The organism is Sedimentibacter sp. (assembly GCF_038562225.1).
In the GTDB taxonomy this organism is placed as follows: domain Bacteria; phylum Bacillota; class Clostridia; order Tissierellales; family Sedimentibacteraceae; genus Sedimentibacter.
Map to the genome: position 1 here is coordinate 257758 of NZ_JBCFAS010000004.1, position 21026 is coordinate 278783.

Consider the following 21026-nt stretch of genomic DNA (forward strand, 5'->3'; position numbering starts at 1 on the left):
GAAAACCGGTGTTATAAGATATAATGATCACTCCTGAGCTTCTGAGTCGAAACAGAGTAGACGAAGACGTAATTCTGCGTTACAAGAATAGAGTTCAAAAAACATTACAGTTTTTTCGACTTGAAAGAGGCGATATTTTTTTATCGTAAAATAGGGTGGTACCGCGAAAGACCTTTCGTCCCTATATACATCTATCTACATGTATATAGAGACGAGAGGTTTTTTTTATGACCTAACCCCATATGCACGAGCGACAGCGAAGGGCAGATGGTTGGTAGGTCAAACGCAACGAATTCCCAATTTATGCGACCGGAGGGAGCAAATAAATTGGTGAATGAGACTGTGAATGGACTAACTTTCAAAATCAAGTTGAAAACCAAAAATCAGGAGGTCATTATGTGCAGAACAATAAGTTTTAAGGTTTCAAGCGGAATGGATTCAGCGGTTAGAGTGCTGACCACACTGAGAAGAAAGCAATTTGACGTAAAAGGATTCAGCATGGTTTCACTGGATGAGAAAAACTCAGAATTCAGGGTTATGCTGGATGATGAAAAGAAGCTGGGCTTTGACAGAGCCATGCTTCAGATGAAAAAGTTTGTTGATGTTTACGATGTTCAGGAGTATTTGAGCAACTAGGTTCAATAGGCAGTTTAGAGAAGCCAGCCATTCAGGCATAGCTATAATAATTAATTAAAATTCCAGGAGGACAAAGAAATGGGTACAATGTATTACGACAAGGATGCGGATTTAAAAGTATTGGAAGGAAAAACAGTGGCTATCATAGGTTACGGAAGCCAGGGACACGCACATGCCCTAAACCTTAAAGAAAGCGGAGTAAATGTAGTTGTAGGTCTTCAGGATGGAAGCCGTTCAAGAGCAAAGGCAGAATCTCACGGACTTAAGGTGCTGACTGTTGCCGAAGCTTCAAAGGAAGCAGATGTGATCATGGTTCTTGCTCCTGACACAGCTCAAAAGCAAATTTATGAAGAAAGCATAGCTCCGAATCTTGAAGAAGGAAATGCTTTGGCATTTGCTCACGGATTCAACATTCACTTCCATCAGATAATTCCGCCTAAAAATATAGATGTTTTCATGGTAGCACCAAAGGGACCCGGACATCTTGTAAGAAGAACTTACATGGAAGGAAAGGGTGTTCCGGACGTATATGCCGTGTATCAGGATTATACAGGAAGATGCAAGGACATAACTCTTGCATATGCAAAAGGAATAGGCGGAACAAGAGCAGGTGTAATAGAAACAACATTCAAGGAAGAAACTGAGACAGATTTGTTCGGTGAGCAGGCAGTTCTTTGCGGAGGAGTTACAGAGCTTATGAAAGCAGGCTTCGATACCCTTACAGCTGCAGGATACCAACCTGAAATAGCATATTTCGAATGCCTGCATGAAATGAAGCTCATAGTTGACCTTATTTATGAAGGCGGATTTGAAAACATGAGATATTCCATAAGCGATACAGCAGAATACGGAGATTATATAACACAAAGAAAAATCATCACTGATGATACCAGAAAAGCAATGAAACAGGTTCTTTCAGACATACAGGATGGAACATTCGCATATGACTGGATATCTGAAAACAAGGCAGGAAAGCCAAGATTCCTTGCCATGAAAGCAAATAATCTCGAACATCCAATAATAACAACAGGCAAGAAATTGAGATCAATGATGTCCTGGATAGGCAAAAGCGCTGAAGGACAGGAATAACATAAAACGCAGTTGCAAGGAGGAAGTATGAAATATTCAGGCTCGCAGATAATTTTAAAAGTCCTAAGAGAAAAGGGCATAGATACATTGTTTGGATATCCTGGCGGTGCCGTAATACCTTTTTTCGATGCTCTTTATGATGAGCTTGATTATTTCAAGGTATACAGACCTGCTCACGAACAGAACGGAGTGCATGCGGCAGACGGTTATGCCAGGAGCACCGGAAAGCTGGGAGTTTTCATTGCCACATCCGGGCCGGGAGCCACAAATGCAATTACGGGAATCGCCAACGCATATATGGATTCCGTTCCGCTTCTGGTCATAAGCGGGCAGGTTGCCAACCCGCTCATCGGGAAGGATTCTTTCCAGGAGGTGGACATCACCGGTCTGACACTTTCAGTCACAAAGCACAATTACCTTGTGAGAAAGGTTGAAAATCTGGAGGCTGTTGTGAGGGAGGCAGTGGAAGTGGCCATGGAAGGAAGGCCCGGCCCGGTGCTTGTGGATGTTCCAAAGGATGTATTCATGCATATGTGTGAATACAAGGGAGAATCTGATGAAAATGAAAATCTGAACGCTACTGCACCTTTGGATGAACATATGCTGGAATTGGCCGTAGAGCTTATAAACAGCGCACAAAAACCGGTAATATATGCGGGAGGCGGTGTGAGGATATCCAAAAATGACTCGTTGCTGCTGGAGTTTGCTGAGAAAACAGACATACCCGTGTGCAACAGTTTCATGGGTCTCGGGACCATACCCAGAAGCAACAGGCTGTCCCTGGGGTTTGTTGGAATGCACGGCTCACTGGAAACCAACATGGCCGTCACCAACTGCGATCTCTTAATTGCCATAGGCGCACGCTTCAGCGACAGAGTCATAGGAAGTCCTGACAAATTTGCTCCCGGTGCAAAGATCATCCACATTGACATAGACTCCACGGAAGTTGACAAGAACACCTACGAAAGCATTCCTCTCATAGGAGAAATGAAGCACATACTACGGAAGCTGCTTGAAGGGTCAGAGAAAAAAAACAGAAGCAAGTGGCTGGAAGAGATTATGGACAACAAGCAGAAGTATGACCTGGAAGGACAGTTTGTGCCGCAGAACATACTGAATGAAATAAACAACGTGTACAGTAAGAATACAATTGTTGCTACAGAAGTAGGACAGCACCAGATGTGGACGGGACAGTACTGGAGATTCAATAAGTCCAATGAGTTCATCACATCCGGGGGACTAGGGACCATGGGGTTTGGGCTGGGGGCATCTATAGGGGCTCAAATAGGAAATCCCAACAAAAGGACTGTCCTCATCACCGGAGACGGAAGCTTCAGAATGAACTGCCAGGAGCTGGTGACGGTTTCCAAGTACAAACTTCCCATAAGAATTGTCATGTTCAACAACAACACTCTGGGAATGGTAAGACAGTGGCAGAGAATGTTCAGCAACGCCAAGTATTCAGAGACCGACAACTACGATGATGTTGATTACCGCATGCTTGCATCGGCCTACGGCATCAAGTCGTATAAGGCTGAAACTTTGGAAGAGCTTAAAAATGCTCTTGATGAAACGTACAATCTAAATGAGCCGGTGTTCATTGAATGCAAGATCGACCATGACTGCAGCGTGTACCCCATAGTTCCGCCGGGAAGACCCATAGACGAACTGCTGCTGAATGGCTAGCTAAAAAGAATGAAGAATGTTCCGGAAGGGACATTTTTTTATTTAAGATAACCCGTTATAACCTGATCGTATCCATGTGGTACATTCTGCGCATGTTGTAGGAGCCGTCCACAATCAGAATTGAAAGAACAAGAAAAACCGCTGCCGATTTAAACGGACTTCCGACGGATAAGACAGCCACTTCAATTGCAGGGTGAAGAATGTTGGCAAGTATCAGGGCTACGATTCCCCACATGAGCGAAAAATCCAGGCAGATGTACGTATGAAGGTTGAAGGGCAGCTTTCCGTAATCCCACATCTTGTGGTGAAATACCCTGTCAAGCAGTCTTCCGACCGCATATTCCATCAATGTTACTGCTGCAATGCTACCAAAGGTTGCTGTAATCAGCGCTGCAAGGCGACTGTTCATAACTACCTCGCTCAACGTGAATATCTGTATGATAATCAGGGCGCATGCACCGTAAAGGGGACAGAAATAATCAGTCAGAAAGCCTCCGCTTATGACAGCTTTTTTTTCCACGATGCTTCTGAATGCAGTTTCAAGAACAAATCCAAGAAATCCGTAGATGATGAAAAAAAACAATAAGTTAATTATGTCGTACTGCATATATCTCTCCTTGAATGTTACTGTGTGTATTTTTTGGAGAGAAGAGAGAAATATGCTATGGATAATATGGCAATTTGTTCAATAAAGACTATTTGTTACATGGAAGTTTAAGTTCCCTGAAGGATTCAAGATGAATGCTTTTCAGCGCTATGAGTCCCATGAGGTACAAAAGACACAATATAATAATGGAAGAAAAAAGTGAAAATATGTTGTTGGTTGAGTTCAGAACAAAAATTTCAAACAGCTTTCTGGCAGCAGCTCCTGCACCAAAAGCTGCTGCCACAGGTTTGAAAATCCAGTTTGAAATGTCAAACACGATGCAGGAAACCTTCAGAAGCCTTGCGGTGTACAAAAGTGTGTTGAGTATGGTAGTAAGGAACAAGGCAAACAGGTACGCGTTGAAGCCGTAAACCGGTACAAGGAAGTATATTATTGAAATTTTCAGCACAGATTCGACAATGTTGATTTTAAATGATGTCACCTGTTCTCCCAGAGCGTTGAGCATGGAGGAGATGACCATATTCAGGTACATGAACGGGCACACGAAGGATATGAGTTTCAGCATCAGACCAACCTGAGTGTCGTTGTAAACAGCCATGGCTATTTCCGTTGGGAACCACATGAACACCGTAACAACCAGAATGCCTGATATGGCAGTGAAGTGAAGGACCCTTGACAGTGTGGACGAAACTTTTTTTTCATTGGACGCTGCATTATCGCCAGCAACGGATGGTATCAGGATGGATGAAAGTGAAGTCAAAAATGATGACGGAAAAAACAACAGAGGGAGAACCATTCCCTTGACCATTCCATAAAGGCTCATGGCCATTTCCGAGGACACGCCGTAAATTAGAAGTCTTGCAGGAATCATGGCGTTTTCAACTGTTCTAAGGATAGAGTTCAAATAAGAGGTTCCTGACAGCGGAACTATTATCTTCAGCATCTTGAACATCATGTTGTCGGGTTTCTGATGTATTTTTCCCGAGAACGGTTTTTTGTCGAATATGTAGAAAAGCCATGTCAGAAGCAGGGAAAACAGCTCTTCTACGGTCATGCCTATGGATACAGCAGCACAGCCGTATTCGATGCCCTTTGGAAGGTACTGATTCATTATGGAAAAGATAACGGCAATTCGTACAAGCTGCTCTGTTACCTGAATGATTGAAGGCCTTACAACCTTGCCCAGGGCAAAGAAATATCCCTTGTAACAGGAAGAAACGGCTATGAGGGGAAGGCTGGGGGCAAGGTACATGAGAGCCATGACTGTTCTTTGCTCATTCAAAAAGTGAGTACCGATGTCTTCTGCAAAAAAGTAGAGTGCGAAAGCAGAAGCGAAACCGGTTACAAGGGACAATGCCACAGCCTGACTCAGAACCTTTCTGGCATTGGAGTAATGTCTTAAAGAAAGTTCTTCTGATATCAATCTTGATACTGCAATTCTGATGCCGGATGTGGCCAGGGTGACCATCATAAAATATACTGAAAGTATGAGCTGGTAAATGCCCATACCCTGGGCCCCCAGAATGTTGGCAAGATAAATGCGAAATATCATTCCCACGATGCGCACTATTGTGGTGGCAAAGGTCAGAACCAGTGTTCCTACTATGAGATTTTCCTTTTTCATGAGATTCTCCTAATTATTTATTCATATTATGATATGCTTTAAAAAACAATTAAGAATTGAGAATGAACAATTAAGAATTAAATGAAGAAGTTGGAAATACGGTATAACGCACAATGTGCGATTTATTATATTTTGTGTTGCATATTGCTGTACATTAATATATAATTGAAGAAAATAAATCAGGAAGTGATATGTTGAACGATCCGTTAATAAACATAAGCAGCACATTGAAAAGGACTAGAGCTGAAAAGGGGCTTACTCTGGAAGAAACATCAAATCTTACGGGTGTGAGCAAGGCCATGCTCGGTCAGATAGAAAGAGCCGAGTCAACTCCGACCATATCCACCTTGTGGAAAATCGCCACAGGCCTGAAGATTTCATTTTCCGAACTCCTCGCCACCGGACAGGAGGAAAAAAACGCTGTCAGGATATACGACCTGGAACCTGTGCTTGAGTCGGAAGACAAAATGATACTCTACAATGTATTTCCGTTTAATCCCGTTACCGGGTTTGAGTACTTTTATATAAAGCTGCTTCCGGGAGCCAGCCATGAATCCATGCCACACAAGTCATCAACCGTGGAGTATGTGGTGGTGACACAGGGGAAGCTTATTATTGCTGTTGACGGCAGGACATATGAGCTGGAAGCTCCTTCATCGTTCTCGTTCAATGCAGATAAAGTCCATACTTACAGCAACCCGTATCAGGAAGAAGTCATCTTTCAAAACATAGTGAAGTATTAATTCCAGAATGTATATTCTGGTTAATTTTTAATCTGTTGGTGCGTTAAAACGTATCAATTATGTTAAAACATACAAGGAGGCACCATGATAACTGAAAGAATTGAACATGCAAGACAAAACTACATCAGCTCGAAACCTGCCATATCTTATGAAAGAGCCAGAATATGGACACAGTCACACATGAACACGGAAGGTGAACCTGTTCCCATAAGGAGAGCAAAGGCTTTCAGAGATACGTGCCGACAGCTGGAGGTGAAAATATTTGACGGTGAAATTATTGTGGGGTCAGTGGGAGAATTCAGAAAATGCGGCATTCTGACGCCGGAATTTTCATGGACATGGGTTGACAGGGAAATGGATAATTTCGATAAGAGGGTTCAGGACCCGTATGTTATGACGGACGAACAAAGGCAGTTTGTAAGGGAGAACATATTCCCATACTGGAAAGGAAAATCTCTTGAGGAGTCATTTCTAGCAAGGCTGCCTGAAGATACTGCCAGGGTTGCAGTGGATACAGGAATTGTTGACAACGATTCAAAATGGAGGCAGGCTGTTGGAGAAATAACACCCGACTATGAGGATGTGCTGTTCAGGAAGGGTTTTTCAGAAATCATAAGGGAAGCCAGGGCGCACATTGAGGAACTTAAGGAAGTTACCTATGAAAACATGAAGAGGAAGGAATTTTACCAATCCGTCATAATAACTTCCGAGGGCATAATTTCATTTGCCAAAAGATACTCTGACAAGGCAAGAGAAATGGCCGAAATGGAAGAGGACCAAAAAAGGAAAAAGGAACTGGGAAAGATAGCAGAGGTGTGCAGCAAGGTTCCGGAAAATCCTCCTTCAACATTCCATGAAGCTATACAATTTTTGTGGTTCACACAGGTCGGAGGAATACTGTCGGAAAATCCCCTGGCTTTAAATATCGGAAGATTCGACCAGTTCATGTATCCTTACTATAAATCGGACATAGCTAATGGAATCATGACAAAAGATGAAATGCAAGAACTGATTGAAGCACTGTGGCTCAAGCTTTCCGAATGGGTCTGGACAATTTCAGCCAACACTGCGGAGTTTTTTGCCGGATACAACCAGTTTCAGAACCTAACCGTCGGGGGCAGGACAAGAGACGGCAAGGATGCCACTAATGAGCTTTCTTACATGGCGCTGAAAGCAACGGAAAAAGTCAAGACCCATCAGCCGGGTCTAAGTGTCAGGATTCATCAGGACTGCCCAGCTGATTTTCTGCGCGCCGTAACTCATCTTGTGAGCAGGGGAACCGGTTTTCCTGCCATCCACAGCGACCAGGCAGGCTATCAGATGCTCATAAATGCCGGCTATGAACCGGAGGATGCAAGGGACTGGAACAATTGCGGCTGCGTTGTGCCTCATTTTAGAAAAACTGGCGAGTGGACATCTGCCGTAAACATAAATATAACCGCAGCCCTGGAGTTTGCCCTCAATAAAGGCTGCAGCAGGATAACAGGTGAGAAGCTGGGCCTCGATGAGAAAGACCCGGGTGAATTCAAGTCCTATGAAGAAGTTGAAAAAGCTTTCTACAGGCAATTTGACAATTTAATAAAACATTCTGTCGTTTCATCCATTACGGCTCAATCAATTCATAAGGAAATGGTTCCAAGGCCGTTTCTTTCATCATGCATAGAAAACTGCATGGAAGAAGGAAAAGATCTTGTGGACGCAGGTGCAAAATATAACCTGGGTCCTGTTCTTACTGGCATTGGTCTGGCAGTCACGTCAAATTCGCTTGTAGCAATCAGAAAGCTGGTTTTTGAAGAAAAGGCTGCCGACATGAATACGCTTAAGGCTGCTCTGGACGCAAACTGGGAAGGCTACGAGGAACTAAGACAAAAAGCGTTGAAATCACCCAAGTATGGAAATGATGACGACTACGCTGATGATATTGCGGTAAAAATGGCGAACCATTACTACAGGGAGGGCCACAGGTACAAGGACATAAACGGAAGCTGCTTCAACACCGCCTTCATGGGAATTTCAAACTATCTGCCTGCAGGAAAGGTTGTGGGGGCCACTCCATGCGGAAGAAAATCAGGCGAACCTCTTTCGGAAGGAGTGTCTCCCTTTGCAGGTACCGATATATCAACTCCGTTGGCAGCAATGAGGTCTGCGGCAAAGCTGAATCAGGACGTTCATTCAGGGGGAACCCTTCTGAACCTGAGGCTCAGCCAGGAGCTGGTAAGCACCCCCAGGGGCCAAAGCAATCTTGGAAGCATGATACAGACATTTTTTGCCCTTGGTGCATTTCATGTCCAATTTAACACCGTTTCGACACAGATTCTCAGGGAAGCCCAGGAAAATCCTGAAAAGTACAAGGATCTGCTGGTCAGGGTGGCAGGCTACAGCACTCAGTTTGTGAATTTGTCAAGGAGCATGCAGGATGCCATAATAGCCCGCACAGCCCACGACAAGTTTTGATGGGAAGAAGTATGCACGGATATTTTATGGAGCCTCAGAATTATTCCGTCAATGACGGAGACGGAATAAGAACAATCATATTTTTTGCAGGGTGCCCTCTAAACTGCAGGTGGTGTTCCAACCCCGAGTGCAAGGAGGACTTTAACCGGATTTCATTTTTCAGTGATACATGCATAGGATGCAAAAGGTGTTTAGAAATTTGTCCGTCTGGTGTAGGAATTGATTTAAATGAAGGAACTTCAAGGGAAATGTGCACTTCCTGCGGCAGCTGCGCAGGGGTCTGCCCCACAAACAGCCGAAGAAGGCTTGTAAGAAAGTATTCTGCAGGTGAAATGCTTGAGGTTGTGGAAAGGCAGGAAATTTTCTTCAGACATTCCAATGGGGGAGTAACATTTTCCGGAGGTGAGGCAACCATGCAGCAGCCTATGCTGAGGCACCTTGTAAACACACTTTATGACAGGGCTGTGAACATGGCTCTGGAAACGTCAGGATACTTTGAACTACATGAGATGGAAGATATTTTTGAAAAGCTTGACTTGATATTTGTCGACATAAAGCACATGGATAATAAAAAACATGTATACTATACAGGCAAAAGCAATGAGAAGATATTGAACAACATCAGGGAACTGGGCAGGAGGAATGTTCCCCTTGTCATAAGAATACCGGTAATAAACGGAGTGAACTCAGACATTAAAAATATTGCAGCCACTGCCAGGTTCGCAAGGGAGAATGTGAGAAATCCAAAAATTGAAGTTCTGCCGTACCATAATTTCGGCGATGAAAAGTACCGTTGCCTGGGTCTGATGAAACCTTCCGACGAATATAAGAGGCCCGGTGAAGAAGAATTGAAAGAGATAAAAAAAACAATAGAAAATGAAGGAGTAGAAACAGTCAGCTACATGTAGCCGGCTGTTTCTGCTTTAGGCTGGATGCAATACTCATTTTGGCCGCATGGCATAGTCCCGTCTAAAGTTGTTTCTGAATCTGCAGCATCTCCGCATGGATTTTTGCCAGTTCGTCCGGGATGCTTATATGCTGAGGACACTTGGATATGCATTCGCCGCACTTCTGACACTGGTCCGCCCGTTCTTTTTCAGGCGTGAATGTAAAGTAGCTTCTTAATGCGATGGATTTGTTTTCTGATTTTTTATAGTCGTTGTAAATTTCGAAGATTCCAGGTATGTCAACTCCGAAGGGGCATTCCATGCAGTAACGGCATCCTGTGCAGGGAACGGGTTTTATTTTTCGAAGCTCCCCCACAACCTTATCAATAACGTTTATTTCATCGCTTTTCAATACCTCTAGTCCGGTGAATGTTTGGATGTTGTCCTTAAGCTGTTCCATGTTTGACATGCCGCTCAGTGTGATTGCAACATTGGGCAGATCGGCCACCCATCGCAGTGCCCAGGAGGCGGCGGACTTTTCAGGGCTGTGGTCCTTCAGGTGCTTCATGGCTGCAGGCGCAAAAGACGCAAGGAAACCTCCCCTTACAGGTTCCATGACAAAACAGGAAATATTGTTTTTCTCAAGGATTTCATACGCTTTGTCTGCACTGTTTTCACTCCAGTCCCAGTAGTTTATCTGAAGCTGTGCAAAGTCCCACCTGTGTGAGGCTGCAAATTTCTCCAGAACTTCGTTGCTGTCATGGTATGAAAAACCTATGTTTTTAACCTTTCCTTCAGCCTTTTTTTTAAGAAGGAAGTCATAGAGGTTAAATTTTTCAACAGTTTCAATTGTGTTCTTGTTCAATGAATGCAGCAGGTAGAAGTCAAAATATTCTGTTCGGCATTTTTCAAGCTGCTCGTTAAAAAGTTTTTCAGCATCCCCTTCTTCTTTTATCAGCCAGACAGGAAGCTTGTTGGTTAAAAAATAATCCTCTCTTTTGAATTCTGACAGAACCTTACCCAGAAATTCCTGGGATTTCCCCCCGTGGTAGTTGTAAGCCGTGTCAAAATAATTCAGGCCCACTGCCATTGAATGATGTATCATTTCCCTGGCAGCGTCAAAATCAATCTTGTTATCTTTCACAGGAAGACGCATGCATCCAAACCCCAGTTTTGGAAGGGACACATTAAATTTTTCAATAAAATTTCTGTCCATAATAAACCTGCTTTCATTAATATTTTAAATCTATCATAGCATAATAACAATTATACCAGCTATTCAGCCTCATGAAAAGTACAAATGCCGATGAATTGCTCAGAAAAACATTCATATGATTCTACAAATAAAAAAATTAAAAAAACTATTGACATACGATAGGAACAGATGTAATATAAAAACACAGACACCCCCCGGGGGTATGGGGGATTAGGAGGTAATCATGAGAGCCGATAAAGTTAAAATAAACCGTCTTCTTAAGACGGCAGCAGGACAAATAGAAGGAATAAGCAAAATGGTTGAGGAAGACAGATACTGCATGGATATTTCCAATCAGATAATGGCAGTGCAGTCAATACTTCGAAAGGCAAACAACGAAATACTGAAGGCACACATGGAAATGTGCGTTAAGCAGGCTTTTACAGCCGGAAATGAAAAGGAAAAGATCGACGAAATCATTTCCTTATTGAATAAAGTAACAAAGTGAGGAGGAACAGATGAAATCTCAAAAATTTGACGTAACAGGCATGACATGCTCTGCATGCTCTGCCAGAATCGAAAAAAATATAAACAAGACTGAAGGAATTATAGAAGCTAACGTAAATTTGCTGAGCAACAGCATGACTGTAAAGTACGACGAAAGCGTGCTTAGGGAAGCAGATATCATAAAGGTGGTTACAGACACCGGCTACGGAGCTAAGACAGCCGGCACCAAGAAAACTGATGCGGCAGCAGGTGCAAAGACTGATGCTCAGACCGAACTGGAAGAAATGAAGAAAAGGCTCATAACATCCTTCGTGTTTGCAATACCTCTTTTATACCTGGCCATGGGCCACATGTTTGACTGGCCGCTACCATCAGTATTCCACGGGGACAAAAATGCATTGACCTTTGCTTTCACCCAGTTTCTCTTAGCTCTTCCGGTAATGATAGTTAACAGGAAGTACTACATTGTTGGATTCAAGACACTTTTAAAAAGGTCACCCAACATGGATTCCCTCATAGCAATCGGAACGACCGCTGCCATAGGATACGGCGTATTTGCAATATACATGATTGGATATGGTCTGGGGCACATGGACATGGAAATGGTCATGAAGTATTCCATGGACCTGTATTTCGAGTCAGCAGCTGTAATTCTTGCACTGATCACGCTGGGCAAGTACCTTGAAGCCAGAGCCAAGGGCAGGACGTCAGATGCAATCAGAAAACTCATGGACCTGTCGCCTAAGACAGCTCTTGTGGAAAGAGACAATACTGAAATCGAAATTCCTGTGGAAGAGGTTCAAAGAGGCGATATTGTCATTGTTAAACCTGGTCAGTCAGTACCCGTTGACGGAATAATAATTTTCGGAAACTCTTCACTGGATGAATCAATGCTCACCGGGGAGAGCATCCCTGTTGAAAAGAAAGCAGGCGACAAGGTAATAGGAGCAAGTATCAACAAGTCCGGATTCTTCAAGTTTGAAGCTCAAAATGTAGGCGACGATACGACATTGTCACAAATCATAAGGCTTGTTGAGGAAGCCAGCTCATCCAAGGCACCCATATCTAAGCTTGCAGATAAAATAAGCGGGATATTTGTTCCGGTTGTCATAGCAATTGCTGCAATCGCAACAATTGTGTGGCTGCTGCTGGGAGCTACCTTCGAATTTGCCCTTTCCATAGGAATTGCCATACTTGTTATTTCCTGCCCGTGCGCCCTTGGACTTGCAACTCCTACAGCAATAATGGTCGGAACAGGCAAGGGTGCAGAAAACGGAATACTCATTAAATCAGCCGAAGCACTGGAAATAGCTCATCAGATTCAGACGGTGGTAATGGATAAGACCGGTACCATAACTGAAGGAAAGCCAAGGGTTACCAACATGGTCTCAGAAGGAATAAGTGAGACGGAAATGTTGAAAATAGCCGCATCTGCTGAAAAGGGATCGGAGCATCCGCTGGCTGACGCAGTTGTGGAGGAAGCGAAAAACAGAAACCTGGAACTGTACAGCGTGTCTCATTTTGAAGCTTTGCCGGGACAGGGTCTCGAAGCAGAGGTAAATGGCAAGAAGTATTACCTGGGCAATCTGAGGCTTGTGAACGAGCAGAAGATAAACATTGGGAATTTTGAAGAAAAAAGCACAAGATTTGCAGAAGAAGGAAAGACACCTCTTTACTTTGCAGATGAAAAGAATGTGCTTGGAATAATAGCAGTTGCCGATGTGGTTAAGAAAACAAGCCAGAAGGCAATTCAGGAATTTGAGGCCATGGGCATAGAAGTTGTAATGCTGACGGGAGACAACAAAAAAACGGCCGAAGCCATAAGAAAGCAGCTTGGAATTACCAGGGCAATAGCAGAGGTTCTTCCTCAGGACAAGGAAAGAGAAATCAGAAAGATTCAGGAACAGGGAAGAAAGGTTGCTATGATAGGCGACGGCATCAATGATGCTCCGGCTCTTGCAAGAGCCGATGTGGGCATAGCCATAGGGGCAGGCACGGATGTAGCCATAGAATCTGCTGACATAGTATTGATAAGAAGCGATCTTCTGGATGCAGTGACAGCCGTTCAGCTGAGCAAGGCAACAATAAAAAATATAAAGCAAAACCTGTTCTGGGCATTCATATATAATACCATAGGAATACCTCTTGCGGCAGGATTGTTCTACGGTCTGCTGGGATGGAAGCTGAACCCCATGTTTGCTGCCGGAGCCATGAGTTTAAGTTCCGTATCAGTTGTATCAAATGCGTTGAGGCTTAAGTTCTTCAAGCCGGTAAGACTTACAGAGGCCAAAGAAGGTGACTCAGTCATAAATAAAGACTTTGAAAATAAAACAAATAATAATGGAGGAAACATAATGAACAAAGTACTGAAAGTGGAAGGAATGAGCTGCGGACACTGCAAGGCAGCAGTTGAAAAGGCTCTTAAAGCTGTAGAAGGAGTTGAAAATGCAGTTGTTGACCTGAATGCAAAGACTGCAGAAGTAACACTCAGCAAGGATGTTTCGTCAGATGTTCTGTCAAAGGCAGTTACAGACGCAGGATACGATGTAGTTGATGTTAAATAAGCATTGGCAGAAAAGATAAAAGGGTTCGCCCTTTTATCTTTTTCTTTTTTGACATTTTAAAACAAAGAAAACTTAATTGTTAATCAGGATGTCAAATATTAATTCACAAAATTCGGAAATGTGATATAATAGATACTATAGCTGAAACAAAGGCTGGCCTTTGTCTCGATGCATTTATTGTATCGTTGTGAAGCAAGATGGTTTGCGGCTTGAGATGATATAATTATTATACTGACTTAAGGCTGTGCCTAAAAAATGGCAAGCGGCCATCAGTGTATTTATTACCATGGAAGAAAGGAGCATTATGAATACAAGAAAGCTTTCACTGTTATTTTTGGTTCCTGTATCTCTTTTTCTGACGGTGTACGCAAGGTTTTATATGAGCTTTGCGGAGTTTTATGCTGTAAAGGTTTATCCTGCATTTGCATCTACAGTAGGCTATGTTACTTCAAAACCTGCTGTATCTGTAGCTGAGATAACAATTGTCATATTGGTTTTGCTCCTTCTGATTTATACGGTATCCATGATTGCAAATACCGTAAAACACAGGACATCAGATTTTTTCAAGGTTTATTCAGTCAACATCCTGTCTTTTGGAGCGGTTTTGTACTTTATCTTTGTGCTGTTCTGCGGGTTGAACTATTACAGATATGAGTTCACATTCTACAGCGGCCTTGAGATCAGGGAATCTTCAAAGGATGAGCTGGTAATACTCTGCCAAAAACTAATAAATGATGCCAACAGCATGCGCACGAAGCTTGAGACAGGAGAAAATCATACGTCTGAACTTTTTGATCAAAACTATTACGGTACCGCAGAAAGAGCAAGAAGGTCTTTTGACAACATTTCAAAACGTTACGACATATTAAAGGGTGATTACCCCGCACCAAAGCCGGTGAAGCTGTCCAGGCTCATGTCTCATGCAAACATAACAGGAATATTTTTCCCATTTACATTTGAAGCAAATGTAAATGTGGACATACCTCCTTATCAGATTCCGTCAACAATGCTGCATGAACTGGTGCACCTGAGGGGTTTCATGCGGGAGGATGAGGCAAATTTCATCTCATATCTGGCATGCATCAATTCAGGATTTGATGACTTTTCATACAGCGGGACCATGCTTGCACTCACATACAGCATGAATGCCCTGTACAAAGAAGACAAGGACGAATATGCGCGCCTGATGGATACGTATTCGGAGGATGTAAAAAACGATGTAATTTATGCCTCAGATTACTGGAAGAAGTTTGACACCAGGATAGCAAAGATTTCCAATAACATCAATGACGTCTACCTCAAGGCCAACAACCAGACGGACGGAGTCAAAAGTTACGGCAGGATGGTTGATTTGCTCTTGGCTTATTACAGAAATGAGGCATAATATTCCTTCATGCGGATAAACTAAGAAAAACATTGAAAGGGGATTGTCATGGCTCATATAGACTGTACTGTTACAAACTGCTACTACAATAAAAATCATGGATGTTCGGCTTCTTCCATAGAGGTTGACGGAAGAAGCGCCGAAAGAAGCCGCCTCACAAGCTGCGGCACATTCATAGAGCAGAGGCCGGGTATAAGAAGCTCCGTAAGCGAGCCCAAAAGCGATACATACATTAAGTGTGATGCGGTAAAGTGTATTTACAACAGGTCTGAAAGATGCAACGCCGAAGGAATTCTGGTAAACGGGCACAATGCTGAGGTTCCTGAGGAAACATGCTGTAACACTTTCAAAAGCTGAAAAGGATGCAAAGGCATCCTTTTTTGTTTAGAGGGCTCATATGATGGTATAATAATTAGGAACAAATAAACTCCCATTTCGTCTAATAATACATAAATCAAAGGAGGTGCTTTATGAAAACAACGAAATATACTTCGAAAATATTTATAATTTCGCTTGTTCTGATTTTCTGCACCGCATTGGCTGCTTACGGACAGGACGCCGTAACGGTGTATGTGGGCAATGAAAAGGTTGAATTTGACGTTGAACCGTTTATTGAAAACGGAAGGACGATGGTTCCGCTGAGGGGTGTTTTTGAAAAATTCGGTGCTGTGGTGGACTGGAACAAAAGCATACAGGAAGCGGTTATAAAGGATGAATACAATGAAATACAAATGCTACTCGGGAAGAATAAGGTAATGGTAAACGGAGAGATAATGGATATTGACGTTCCTACGAAACTCATTAACAGCAGAGCCTTTGTTCCTTTGAGATTCATTAGCGAAAACCTGGGACACGATGTAAGCTGGGATCAGGCCACAAAAACAGTGCGCATTTCTGCAGACCAGGCAAAGCCAAAGGAAAGGAGCATGTCTTTAACCGTAGGCTCCAAAGAAAATCTCTTAGCCCTTCTGGAATACAATTCAAAGCTTTACAGCTATATATGGTACGGAAGAAGTGCTGTTGCTGAAGATGCAGTGAATTCGGAAAAAACGGAAGAAGCGGCACAGTCTCCTCAACAATCAGGCTCATCGGGATCTGCGGATTATTCCGAAACCAACGTTCAGGTTGAAGGGGTTCAGGAAGGCGACATAATAAAAAATGACGGGAAGCATATTTTTGTCAAGGTAGGAGAAGCCTTGAAAATAATCGATGCAAATCCTTCAGCACCCAAGATTGTGGCAACAGTCAATGTGCCAGAGAACACAAGCATCAGTGAAGTCTTCCTGTGGGAAAGCAAGCTTGTTGTAATAGGACAAAACAACTACTATTATATAATGAAGGAATACGACATGAAGGAGGTTCCCGCAGCTGATTACATCATGCCGCCACGCTACTACGAGGACAGGACAAACGTGCTGGTTTACAGCATAGAAAATCCTGAAAAACCTGTGCTGGAAAGGGAGCTTCTCATTGACGGCAACTATCTGTCCGCAAGGGAAATCGGCGGATACCTGTACCTGGTGAACACAAAGTACATCAATTTGTACTATGAAAATCCTGACGTGCCGGTTCCATACTATACGGATGTACTGAAAAACGAAAAACATGAATTTGATTGGGAAGACATGCGATATTTTCCAAATTACATAGATTCAAGATATATGTATACAGCGGCCATCGACTTGAAAGACAAGACTGCCAAGCCCGATGTGGATGTGTACCTGGGAGGTTCCGATACGCTTTATGTGTCTGATGACAACATGTTTGCAGCAGTGAGCAACTATTCCTATGACTACACCATCAGGCAGGATGAACTCTACAACCCCAAGTATACTTCAAGCACCGTCTTATATAAGTTTGGTCTGGAAGAAGGCTCCATGGATGTAAAGGGACAGGGACAGGTTCCGGGAACCATAATAAATCAGTTTTCCATGGATGAGCATGACGGCATGTTCAGGATTGCAACAACTACCGGGCAAACATGGGGAGGTACATCAGAAAACAATCTGTACATTTTAGATGGAAATCTTAAAGTTAAAGGAAAGCTTGAGGGTCTTGCACCCGGCGAAAGCATTTACAGCACGCGGTTTGTCGGTGACAGAATTTACATGGTTACATTCAGACAGGTTGATCCTCTGTATGTTATTGACGCATCGGACCCTGCAAGTCCAAAGGCGGCAGGAATGCTTAAGATTCCGGGCTACAGCACATACCTCCACATGGTTGATGAAAACCACATCCTGGGTTTCGGGTACAATACCGAAGAAAGCCAGTGGGGAACCGTTACGGCAGGTTTGAAGCTGTCGCTGTTTGATGTAACAAACATAAAGAGTCCGAAGGAAACATATTCAGAGGTTATAGGGCGCCAGGGCACGTACTCGGAAATTCTTTACAACCACAAGGCTCTGATGTTCTCACTCAGCAAGGGTATAATGGCATTTCCTCTGAACCGGACCGCTGACAACTACAAGACGGATTTTAACGGTGCGTATGTGTATAATGTGAAAAATGACGGCATAAGCTTTAAATTAAAAATATCCCACGCAGATGGCGAGCAGTTCTACGGAAATGAAATACAGAGAATCATCTACATAGGTGACTACCTGTACACATTTTCACAGAACAAGATGCAGATTCACAGCATAAACACAAACAAAATGGTCTATGAGTTAAATATTTATTAAACAAAATTCGACAAAATTAACGGGCGCTGACAATTCAGCGCCTTATTTTTGTGCGAAGAAAACATTACATTTTCAACATTGTTAATGTTTGTTAGAATGACTTTTATATGATTTTATCAGTATTTTTCAAGGCTTTTATATACACAAACAAATTGTTATTATAAAGTTAGACAAAAATATTGTCAACGAATATACAATGTGCTATAATTAAATGGTAAATTAACAAATTTTTTCATACTTGGAGGGTATCATGAAAAAGGTAGTATCAATATTGTTAGTATTGCTGATGGTTACATCATTGTTTGGATGTGCAAGCAAGACTGCAGCACCTGCAGCTGAAACTTTAACAGGAAAAGGCGATGGCTTTGGAGGAGAGGTTACAGTTACAGTAACAAAAGAAGGAGATAAGATCACTAAGGTTGAGATTGACGCTCCAAACGAAACTCAGGGAATTGGAACTAAAGCAGTTGACGAACTTCCTGCAAAAATCGTTGAAGCAAATTCTGCAGAAGTAGACGTTGTTGCTGGAGCTACATATACAAGCAATGGTATAATTTATGCTGTAAAGAACGCACTGGATCCTGCAGCTAATCCATATCCTGCACCAAAAGAAGAAAAACCTGCAGCTGAAAAACCTGCAGCTGAAGCACCAAAGGGCGAAGCCGGCTCAATCGTTAAATTTGGTTTAGGCCAGAACATTTCAATTGCTAAGTCAAAAGATGCAACAGCTGATGCTACAGCAGTAGGACAGGCAGACGTAACAATGGCAGCAGTTGGATTTGACGCTGACGGAAAAGTGGCAAGCGTGTACATAGACGTTGCACAGACAAAGGTTGCTTTCGACAAGGATATGAAGGTAACTTCCGACAAAGCTGCTGAAGTTAAATCAAAGAAAGACCTGGGAGCTGATTACGGAATGGTTAAGGCTTCAAGCATAGGCAAGGAATGGTTTGAACAGATTGAAGCTTATGAAAACTGGATGGTTGGCAAGACAATTGAAGAAATCAAATCAATGAAGGTTGTGGCAAGAGATGAATCTCACCCGGCAGTTCCAGATGTTCCAGAACTTACTTCATCTGTTACTATTTCTGTAGATGCTTACATGGAAGCTGTTGAAGAAGCATGGGCTAATGCAGAAGAAGTTGCCGGAGCTGAAAAGGTTGGTCTTGGAGTTGAAACTCATATCGGAAGCTCAAAAGACAAGGCTGCTGATGTTCTTCCTTTAGCACAGGTTGACACATACATGTCAGCAACAGCATTGACTGCTGACGGAAAGGTTGCCGGAACAATAATAGATAATGCACAGGTAAAAATCAAATTTGACGAAAAAGGTGTTGTAACTTCTGACAGAGCAGCTGAATATCAGACTAAGAAAGAAATCAAAGAAGGATACGGAATGGTTAAGGCTTCATCCATAGGAAAAGAATGGTTCGAACAAATGGAAGCATTCGAAGAGTGGATGGTTGGCAAATCTATAGCTGAAATCACAGGATTGACAGTTAAACAAAGAGATGATAACCACAAGGCAGTTCCAGATGTACCTGAATTGACATCATCAGTAACAATCACTGTTGAAGGATATCAGGCAGTTGTTGAAGAAGCAGCAGCAAACGCAAGATAATGTATATAAGGGCTGAAGTATCAGCCCTTTTTAGTTGCCTGCACTACGCAGGCTTTGTATTTTTAATGTTCATTTCAGTTTTAATAATAATGTTTGATATTATTTAAATTTTTTGATATTATAAGCTAGGGTGATAAACATGAAGAAAACAATTCCTATTTTGCTTGCGGGAATTTTAATTTTTGCTTTTTTGACAGGCTGCCAAAACAATCAGACAACGGAACCTGAAAAAGAGCCGGTATACGAAAAATACAGCTACACTTTTTTGGATACATTCGATACAGTTACACAGGTTGTGGGATACGCGCAGTCAGAAGAAGATTTCAACAGGTATGCTGACAAGATACATGGAAGAATGCTTGACCTTCACAAGCTGTTCGACAAGTACAATGACTATGAAGGTATAAACAATATAAAAACAATCAACGATAATGCAGGAATACAGCCTGTCAAGGTTGATCGTGAAATCATAGATTTGCTCCTCATGACGAAGGAAATGTACCAGAGCGTTGGTACTAAAACAAATGTGGCCATGGGTGCGGTTTTGAGAATATGGTCGGAATACAGGGATGAGGCAGAAGCGGATCCTGCAAACGCGAAGATACCTCCAATGGATAAGCTTCTTGAAGCAAACGGACATACAGACATCAGCAAGGTTATAATAGATGAAGAAAACAGCACCGTTTATCTGGAAGACCCTCTCATGAGCCTGGATGTGGGAGCAGTTGCCAAAGGTTTTGCAACGGAACTGGTTGTGAATGAAATAAAAGAAGAAGGTTTCGTTTCAGGAATCATCAGCGCCGGAGGAAACATCAGATCATTCGGCAAACCTATGGACGGCATAAGGGACAAATGGGGAGTAGGAATACAAAATCCTGACGGAGTTCTTGGAACTTCCGATGAAAGCATAATTGAAACTGTGTTTTTAACGGATGCATCTGTCGTAACAAGCGGCGACTATCAGAGATTTTACATGGTGGGAGACAAAAGAGTGCACCATCTTATAGATCCTGTAACGTTGATGCCCGGCGATTACTTTAGGGCGGTTTCCATAGTTACCGAAGATTCGGGAAGGGCTGACTTCCTTTCAACCACAGTCTTCCTGATGCCATATGAGGAAGGAAGATCTCTTGTGGAATCCCTTGACGGTGTGGAAGCTCTGTGGATATTAAAGGACGGAACTGTGCAAACTACCGAAGGCATGGACAAAATTATGAAAAGCAAGGGCGCAACAGCCGCAAAGAGCAATTAAGAATTAAGAGTGAAGAATTAAGAATTATGAGTTTGGGTTGGATGTGATAACGCCTGTGGTGTCATGGCAATATATTCAGATAACTGAGGATAA

16 protein-coding genes and 1 other annotated feature (1 of these 17 running past the window's edge) are annotated in these 21026 nt (G+C 42.7%); of the genes, 13 read left to right on the forward strand and 3 right to left on the reverse strand.

The genetic code is table 11. The features are described 5' to 3' along the window. Positions 1-186: a binding site (T-box leader), on the forward strand (it extends 60 nt beyond the left edge of the window). 210 nt (positions 187-396) lie between these two features. The 3 genes from AAGU76_RS16125 (at position 397) to ilvB (ending at position 3411) form a co-directional block, all read left to right on the forward strand. Then, positions 397-636 (forward strand): ACT domain-containing protein, encoded by a 240-nt coding sequence (locus AAGU76_RS16125; protein ID WP_342486551.1) that lies wholly within the window; start codon positions 397-399, stop codon positions 634-636. A 78-nt stretch (positions 637-714) separates the two neighbouring features. Beyond that, complete coding sequence (gene ilvC / locus AAGU76_RS16130; protein WP_342486552.1) at positions 715-1725, forward strand: ketol-acid reductoisomerase; 1011 nt, start codon at positions 715-717, stop codon at positions 1723-1725. A 27-nt stretch (positions 1726-1752) separates the two neighbouring features. Continuing rightward, on the forward strand, positions 1753-3411 hold the full coding sequence (ilvB, locus tag AAGU76_RS16135) for a biosynthetic-type acetolactate synthase large subunit (protein WP_342486553.1): 1659 nt from the start codon (positions 1753-1755) through the stop codon (positions 3409-3411). 55 nt (positions 3412-3466) lie between these two features. Here ilvB and AAGU76_RS16140 read toward each other — a convergent pair whose 3' ends face one another. Further along, the gene (locus AAGU76_RS16140) at positions 3467-4018 is read right to left on the reverse strand and encodes a putative ABC transporter permease (protein ID WP_342486554.1); all 552 of its coding nucleotides are present in this window, start codon (positions 4016-4018) and stop codon (positions 3467-3469) included. 88 nt (positions 4019-4106) lie between these two features. Next, on the reverse strand, positions 4107-5642 hold the full coding sequence (locus AAGU76_RS16145) for a polysaccharide biosynthesis protein (protein WP_342486555.1): 1536 nt from the start codon (positions 5640-5642) through the stop codon (positions 4107-4109). A 191-nt stretch (positions 5643-5833) separates the two neighbouring features. Here AAGU76_RS16145 and AAGU76_RS16150 point away from each other — a divergent pair, with 191 nt between their 5' ends. The 3 genes from AAGU76_RS16150 (at position 5834) to AAGU76_RS16160 (ending at position 9747) form a co-directional block, all read left to right on the forward strand. Then, entirely contained in the window at positions 5834-6385 is a 552-nt protein-coding gene (locus tag AAGU76_RS16150; protein ID WP_342486556.1) for an XRE family transcriptional regulator, read from the forward strand. 84 nt (positions 6386-6469) lie between these two features. Continuing rightward, a complete protein-coding gene (locus AAGU76_RS16155) occupies positions 6470-8839 on the forward strand; it encodes a formate C-acetyltransferase/glycerol dehydratase family glycyl radical enzyme (protein WP_342486557.1) in 2370 nt (789 codons plus the stop codon). A gap of 11 nt (positions 8840-8850) precedes the next feature. Next, positions 8851-9747, forward strand: coding sequence for a glycyl-radical enzyme activating protein (locus AAGU76_RS16160; RefSeq protein WP_342486558.1), 897 nt, complete (start codon positions 8851-8853; stop codon positions 9745-9747). A 61-nt stretch (positions 9748-9808) separates the two neighbouring features. Here the strand turns inward: AAGU76_RS16160 and AAGU76_RS16165 are convergent, their stop codons facing one another. Further along, positions 9809-10942, reverse strand: coding sequence for an aldo/keto reductase (locus AAGU76_RS16165; RefSeq protein WP_342486559.1), 1134 nt, complete (start codon positions 10940-10942; stop codon positions 9809-9811). A gap of 223 nt (positions 10943-11165) precedes the next feature. Between AAGU76_RS16165 and AAGU76_RS16170 the strand changes: the two genes are divergently transcribed. From AAGU76_RS16170 to AAGU76_RS16200, 7 genes are all read left to right on the forward strand, one after another. Next, positions 11166-11429: a metal-sensing transcriptional repressor gene (locus AAGU76_RS16170; RefSeq protein WP_342486560.1), complete on the forward strand. Its 264-nt coding sequence runs from the start codon at positions 11166-11168 to the stop codon at positions 11427-11429. Between the two features lie 10 nt (positions 11430-11439). Beyond that, positions 11440-13992 carry a heavy metal translocating P-type ATPase gene (locus AAGU76_RS16175; RefSeq protein ID WP_342486561.1) on the forward strand — a complete coding sequence of 851 codons (2553 nt, stop codon included), beginning with the start codon at positions 11440-11442 and terminating at the stop codon, positions 13990-13992. Positions 13993-14296: 304 nt separating this feature from the next. After that, positions 14297-15376 (forward strand): DUF3810 domain-containing protein, encoded by a 1080-nt coding sequence (locus tag AAGU76_RS16180; RefSeq protein WP_342486562.1) that lies wholly within the window; start codon positions 14297-14299, stop codon positions 15374-15376. Positions 15377-15424: 48 nt separating this feature from the next. After that, positions 15425-15733: a DUF1540 domain-containing protein gene (locus AAGU76_RS16185; RefSeq protein WP_342486563.1), complete on the forward strand. Its 309-nt coding sequence runs from the start codon at positions 15425-15427 to the stop codon at positions 15731-15733. A gap of 113 nt (positions 15734-15846) precedes the next feature. Then, entirely contained in the window at positions 15847-18060 is a 2214-nt protein-coding gene (locus AAGU76_RS16190) for a beta-propeller domain-containing protein (protein WP_342486564.1), read from the forward strand. Positions 18061-18310: 250 nt separating this feature from the next. Next, positions 18311-19681, forward strand: a complete 1371-nt coding sequence (locus AAGU76_RS16195; protein WP_342486565.1) for an FMN-binding protein — start codon at positions 18311-18313, stop codon at positions 19679-19681. A gap of 139 nt (positions 19682-19820) precedes the next feature. Then, positions 19821-20933, forward strand: a complete 1113-nt coding sequence (locus AAGU76_RS16200) for an FAD:protein FMN transferase (RefSeq protein ID WP_342486566.1) — start codon at positions 19821-19823, stop codon at positions 20931-20933. Positions 20934-21026 lie beyond the last annotated feature (93 nt).

Coding starts and splice junctions, on each gene's coding strand:
- AAGU76_RS16125 (WP_342486551.1), top strand. CDS start 397: ATGTGCAGAACAATAAGTTTTAAGGTTTCAAGCGGAATGGATTCAGCG.
- ilvC (WP_342486552.1), top strand. CDS start 715: ATGGGTACAATGTATTACGACAAGGATGCGGATTTAAAAGTATTGGAA.
- ilvB (WP_342486553.1), top strand. CDS start 1,753: ATGAAATATTCAGGCTCGCAGATAATTTTAAAAGTCCTAAGAGAAAAG.
- AAGU76_RS16140 (WP_342486554.1), bottom strand. CDS start 4,018: ATGCAGTACGACATAATTAACTTATTGTTTTTTTTCATCATCTACGGA.
- AAGU76_RS16145 (WP_342486555.1), bottom strand. CDS start 5,642: ATGAAAAAGGAAAATCTCATAGTAGGAACACTGGTTCTGACCTTTGCC.
- AAGU76_RS16150 (WP_342486556.1), top strand. CDS start 5,834: ATGTTGAACGATCCGTTAATAAACATAAGCAGCACATTGAAAAGGACT.
- AAGU76_RS16155 (WP_342486557.1), top strand. CDS start 6,470: ATGATAACTGAAAGAATTGAACATGCAAGACAAAACTACATCAGCTCG.
- AAGU76_RS16160 (WP_342486558.1), top strand. CDS start 8,851: ATGCACGGATATTTTATGGAGCCTCAGAATTATTCCGTCAATGACGGA.
- AAGU76_RS16165 (WP_342486559.1), bottom strand. CDS start 10,942: ATGGACAGAAATTTTATTGAAAAATTTAATGTGTCCCTTCCAAAACTG.
- AAGU76_RS16170 (WP_342486560.1), top strand. CDS start 11,166: ATGAGAGCCGATAAAGTTAAAATAAACCGTCTTCTTAAGACGGCAGCA.
- AAGU76_RS16175 (WP_342486561.1), top strand. CDS start 11,440: ATGAAATCTCAAAAATTTGACGTAACAGGCATGACATGCTCTGCATGC.
- AAGU76_RS16180 (WP_342486562.1), top strand. CDS start 14,297: ATGAATACAAGAAAGCTTTCACTGTTATTTTTGGTTCCTGTATCTCTT.
- AAGU76_RS16185 (WP_342486563.1), top strand. CDS start 15,425: ATGGCTCATATAGACTGTACTGTTACAAACTGCTACTACAATAAAAAT.
- AAGU76_RS16190 (WP_342486564.1), top strand. CDS start 15,847: ATGAAAACAACGAAATATACTTCGAAAATATTTATAATTTCGCTTGTT.
- AAGU76_RS16195 (WP_342486565.1), top strand. CDS start 18,311: ATGAAAAAGGTAGTATCAATATTGTTAGTATTGCTGATGGTTACATCA.
- AAGU76_RS16200 (WP_342486566.1), top strand. CDS start 19,821: ATGAAGAAAACAATTCCTATTTTGCTTGCGGGAATTTTAATTTTTGCT.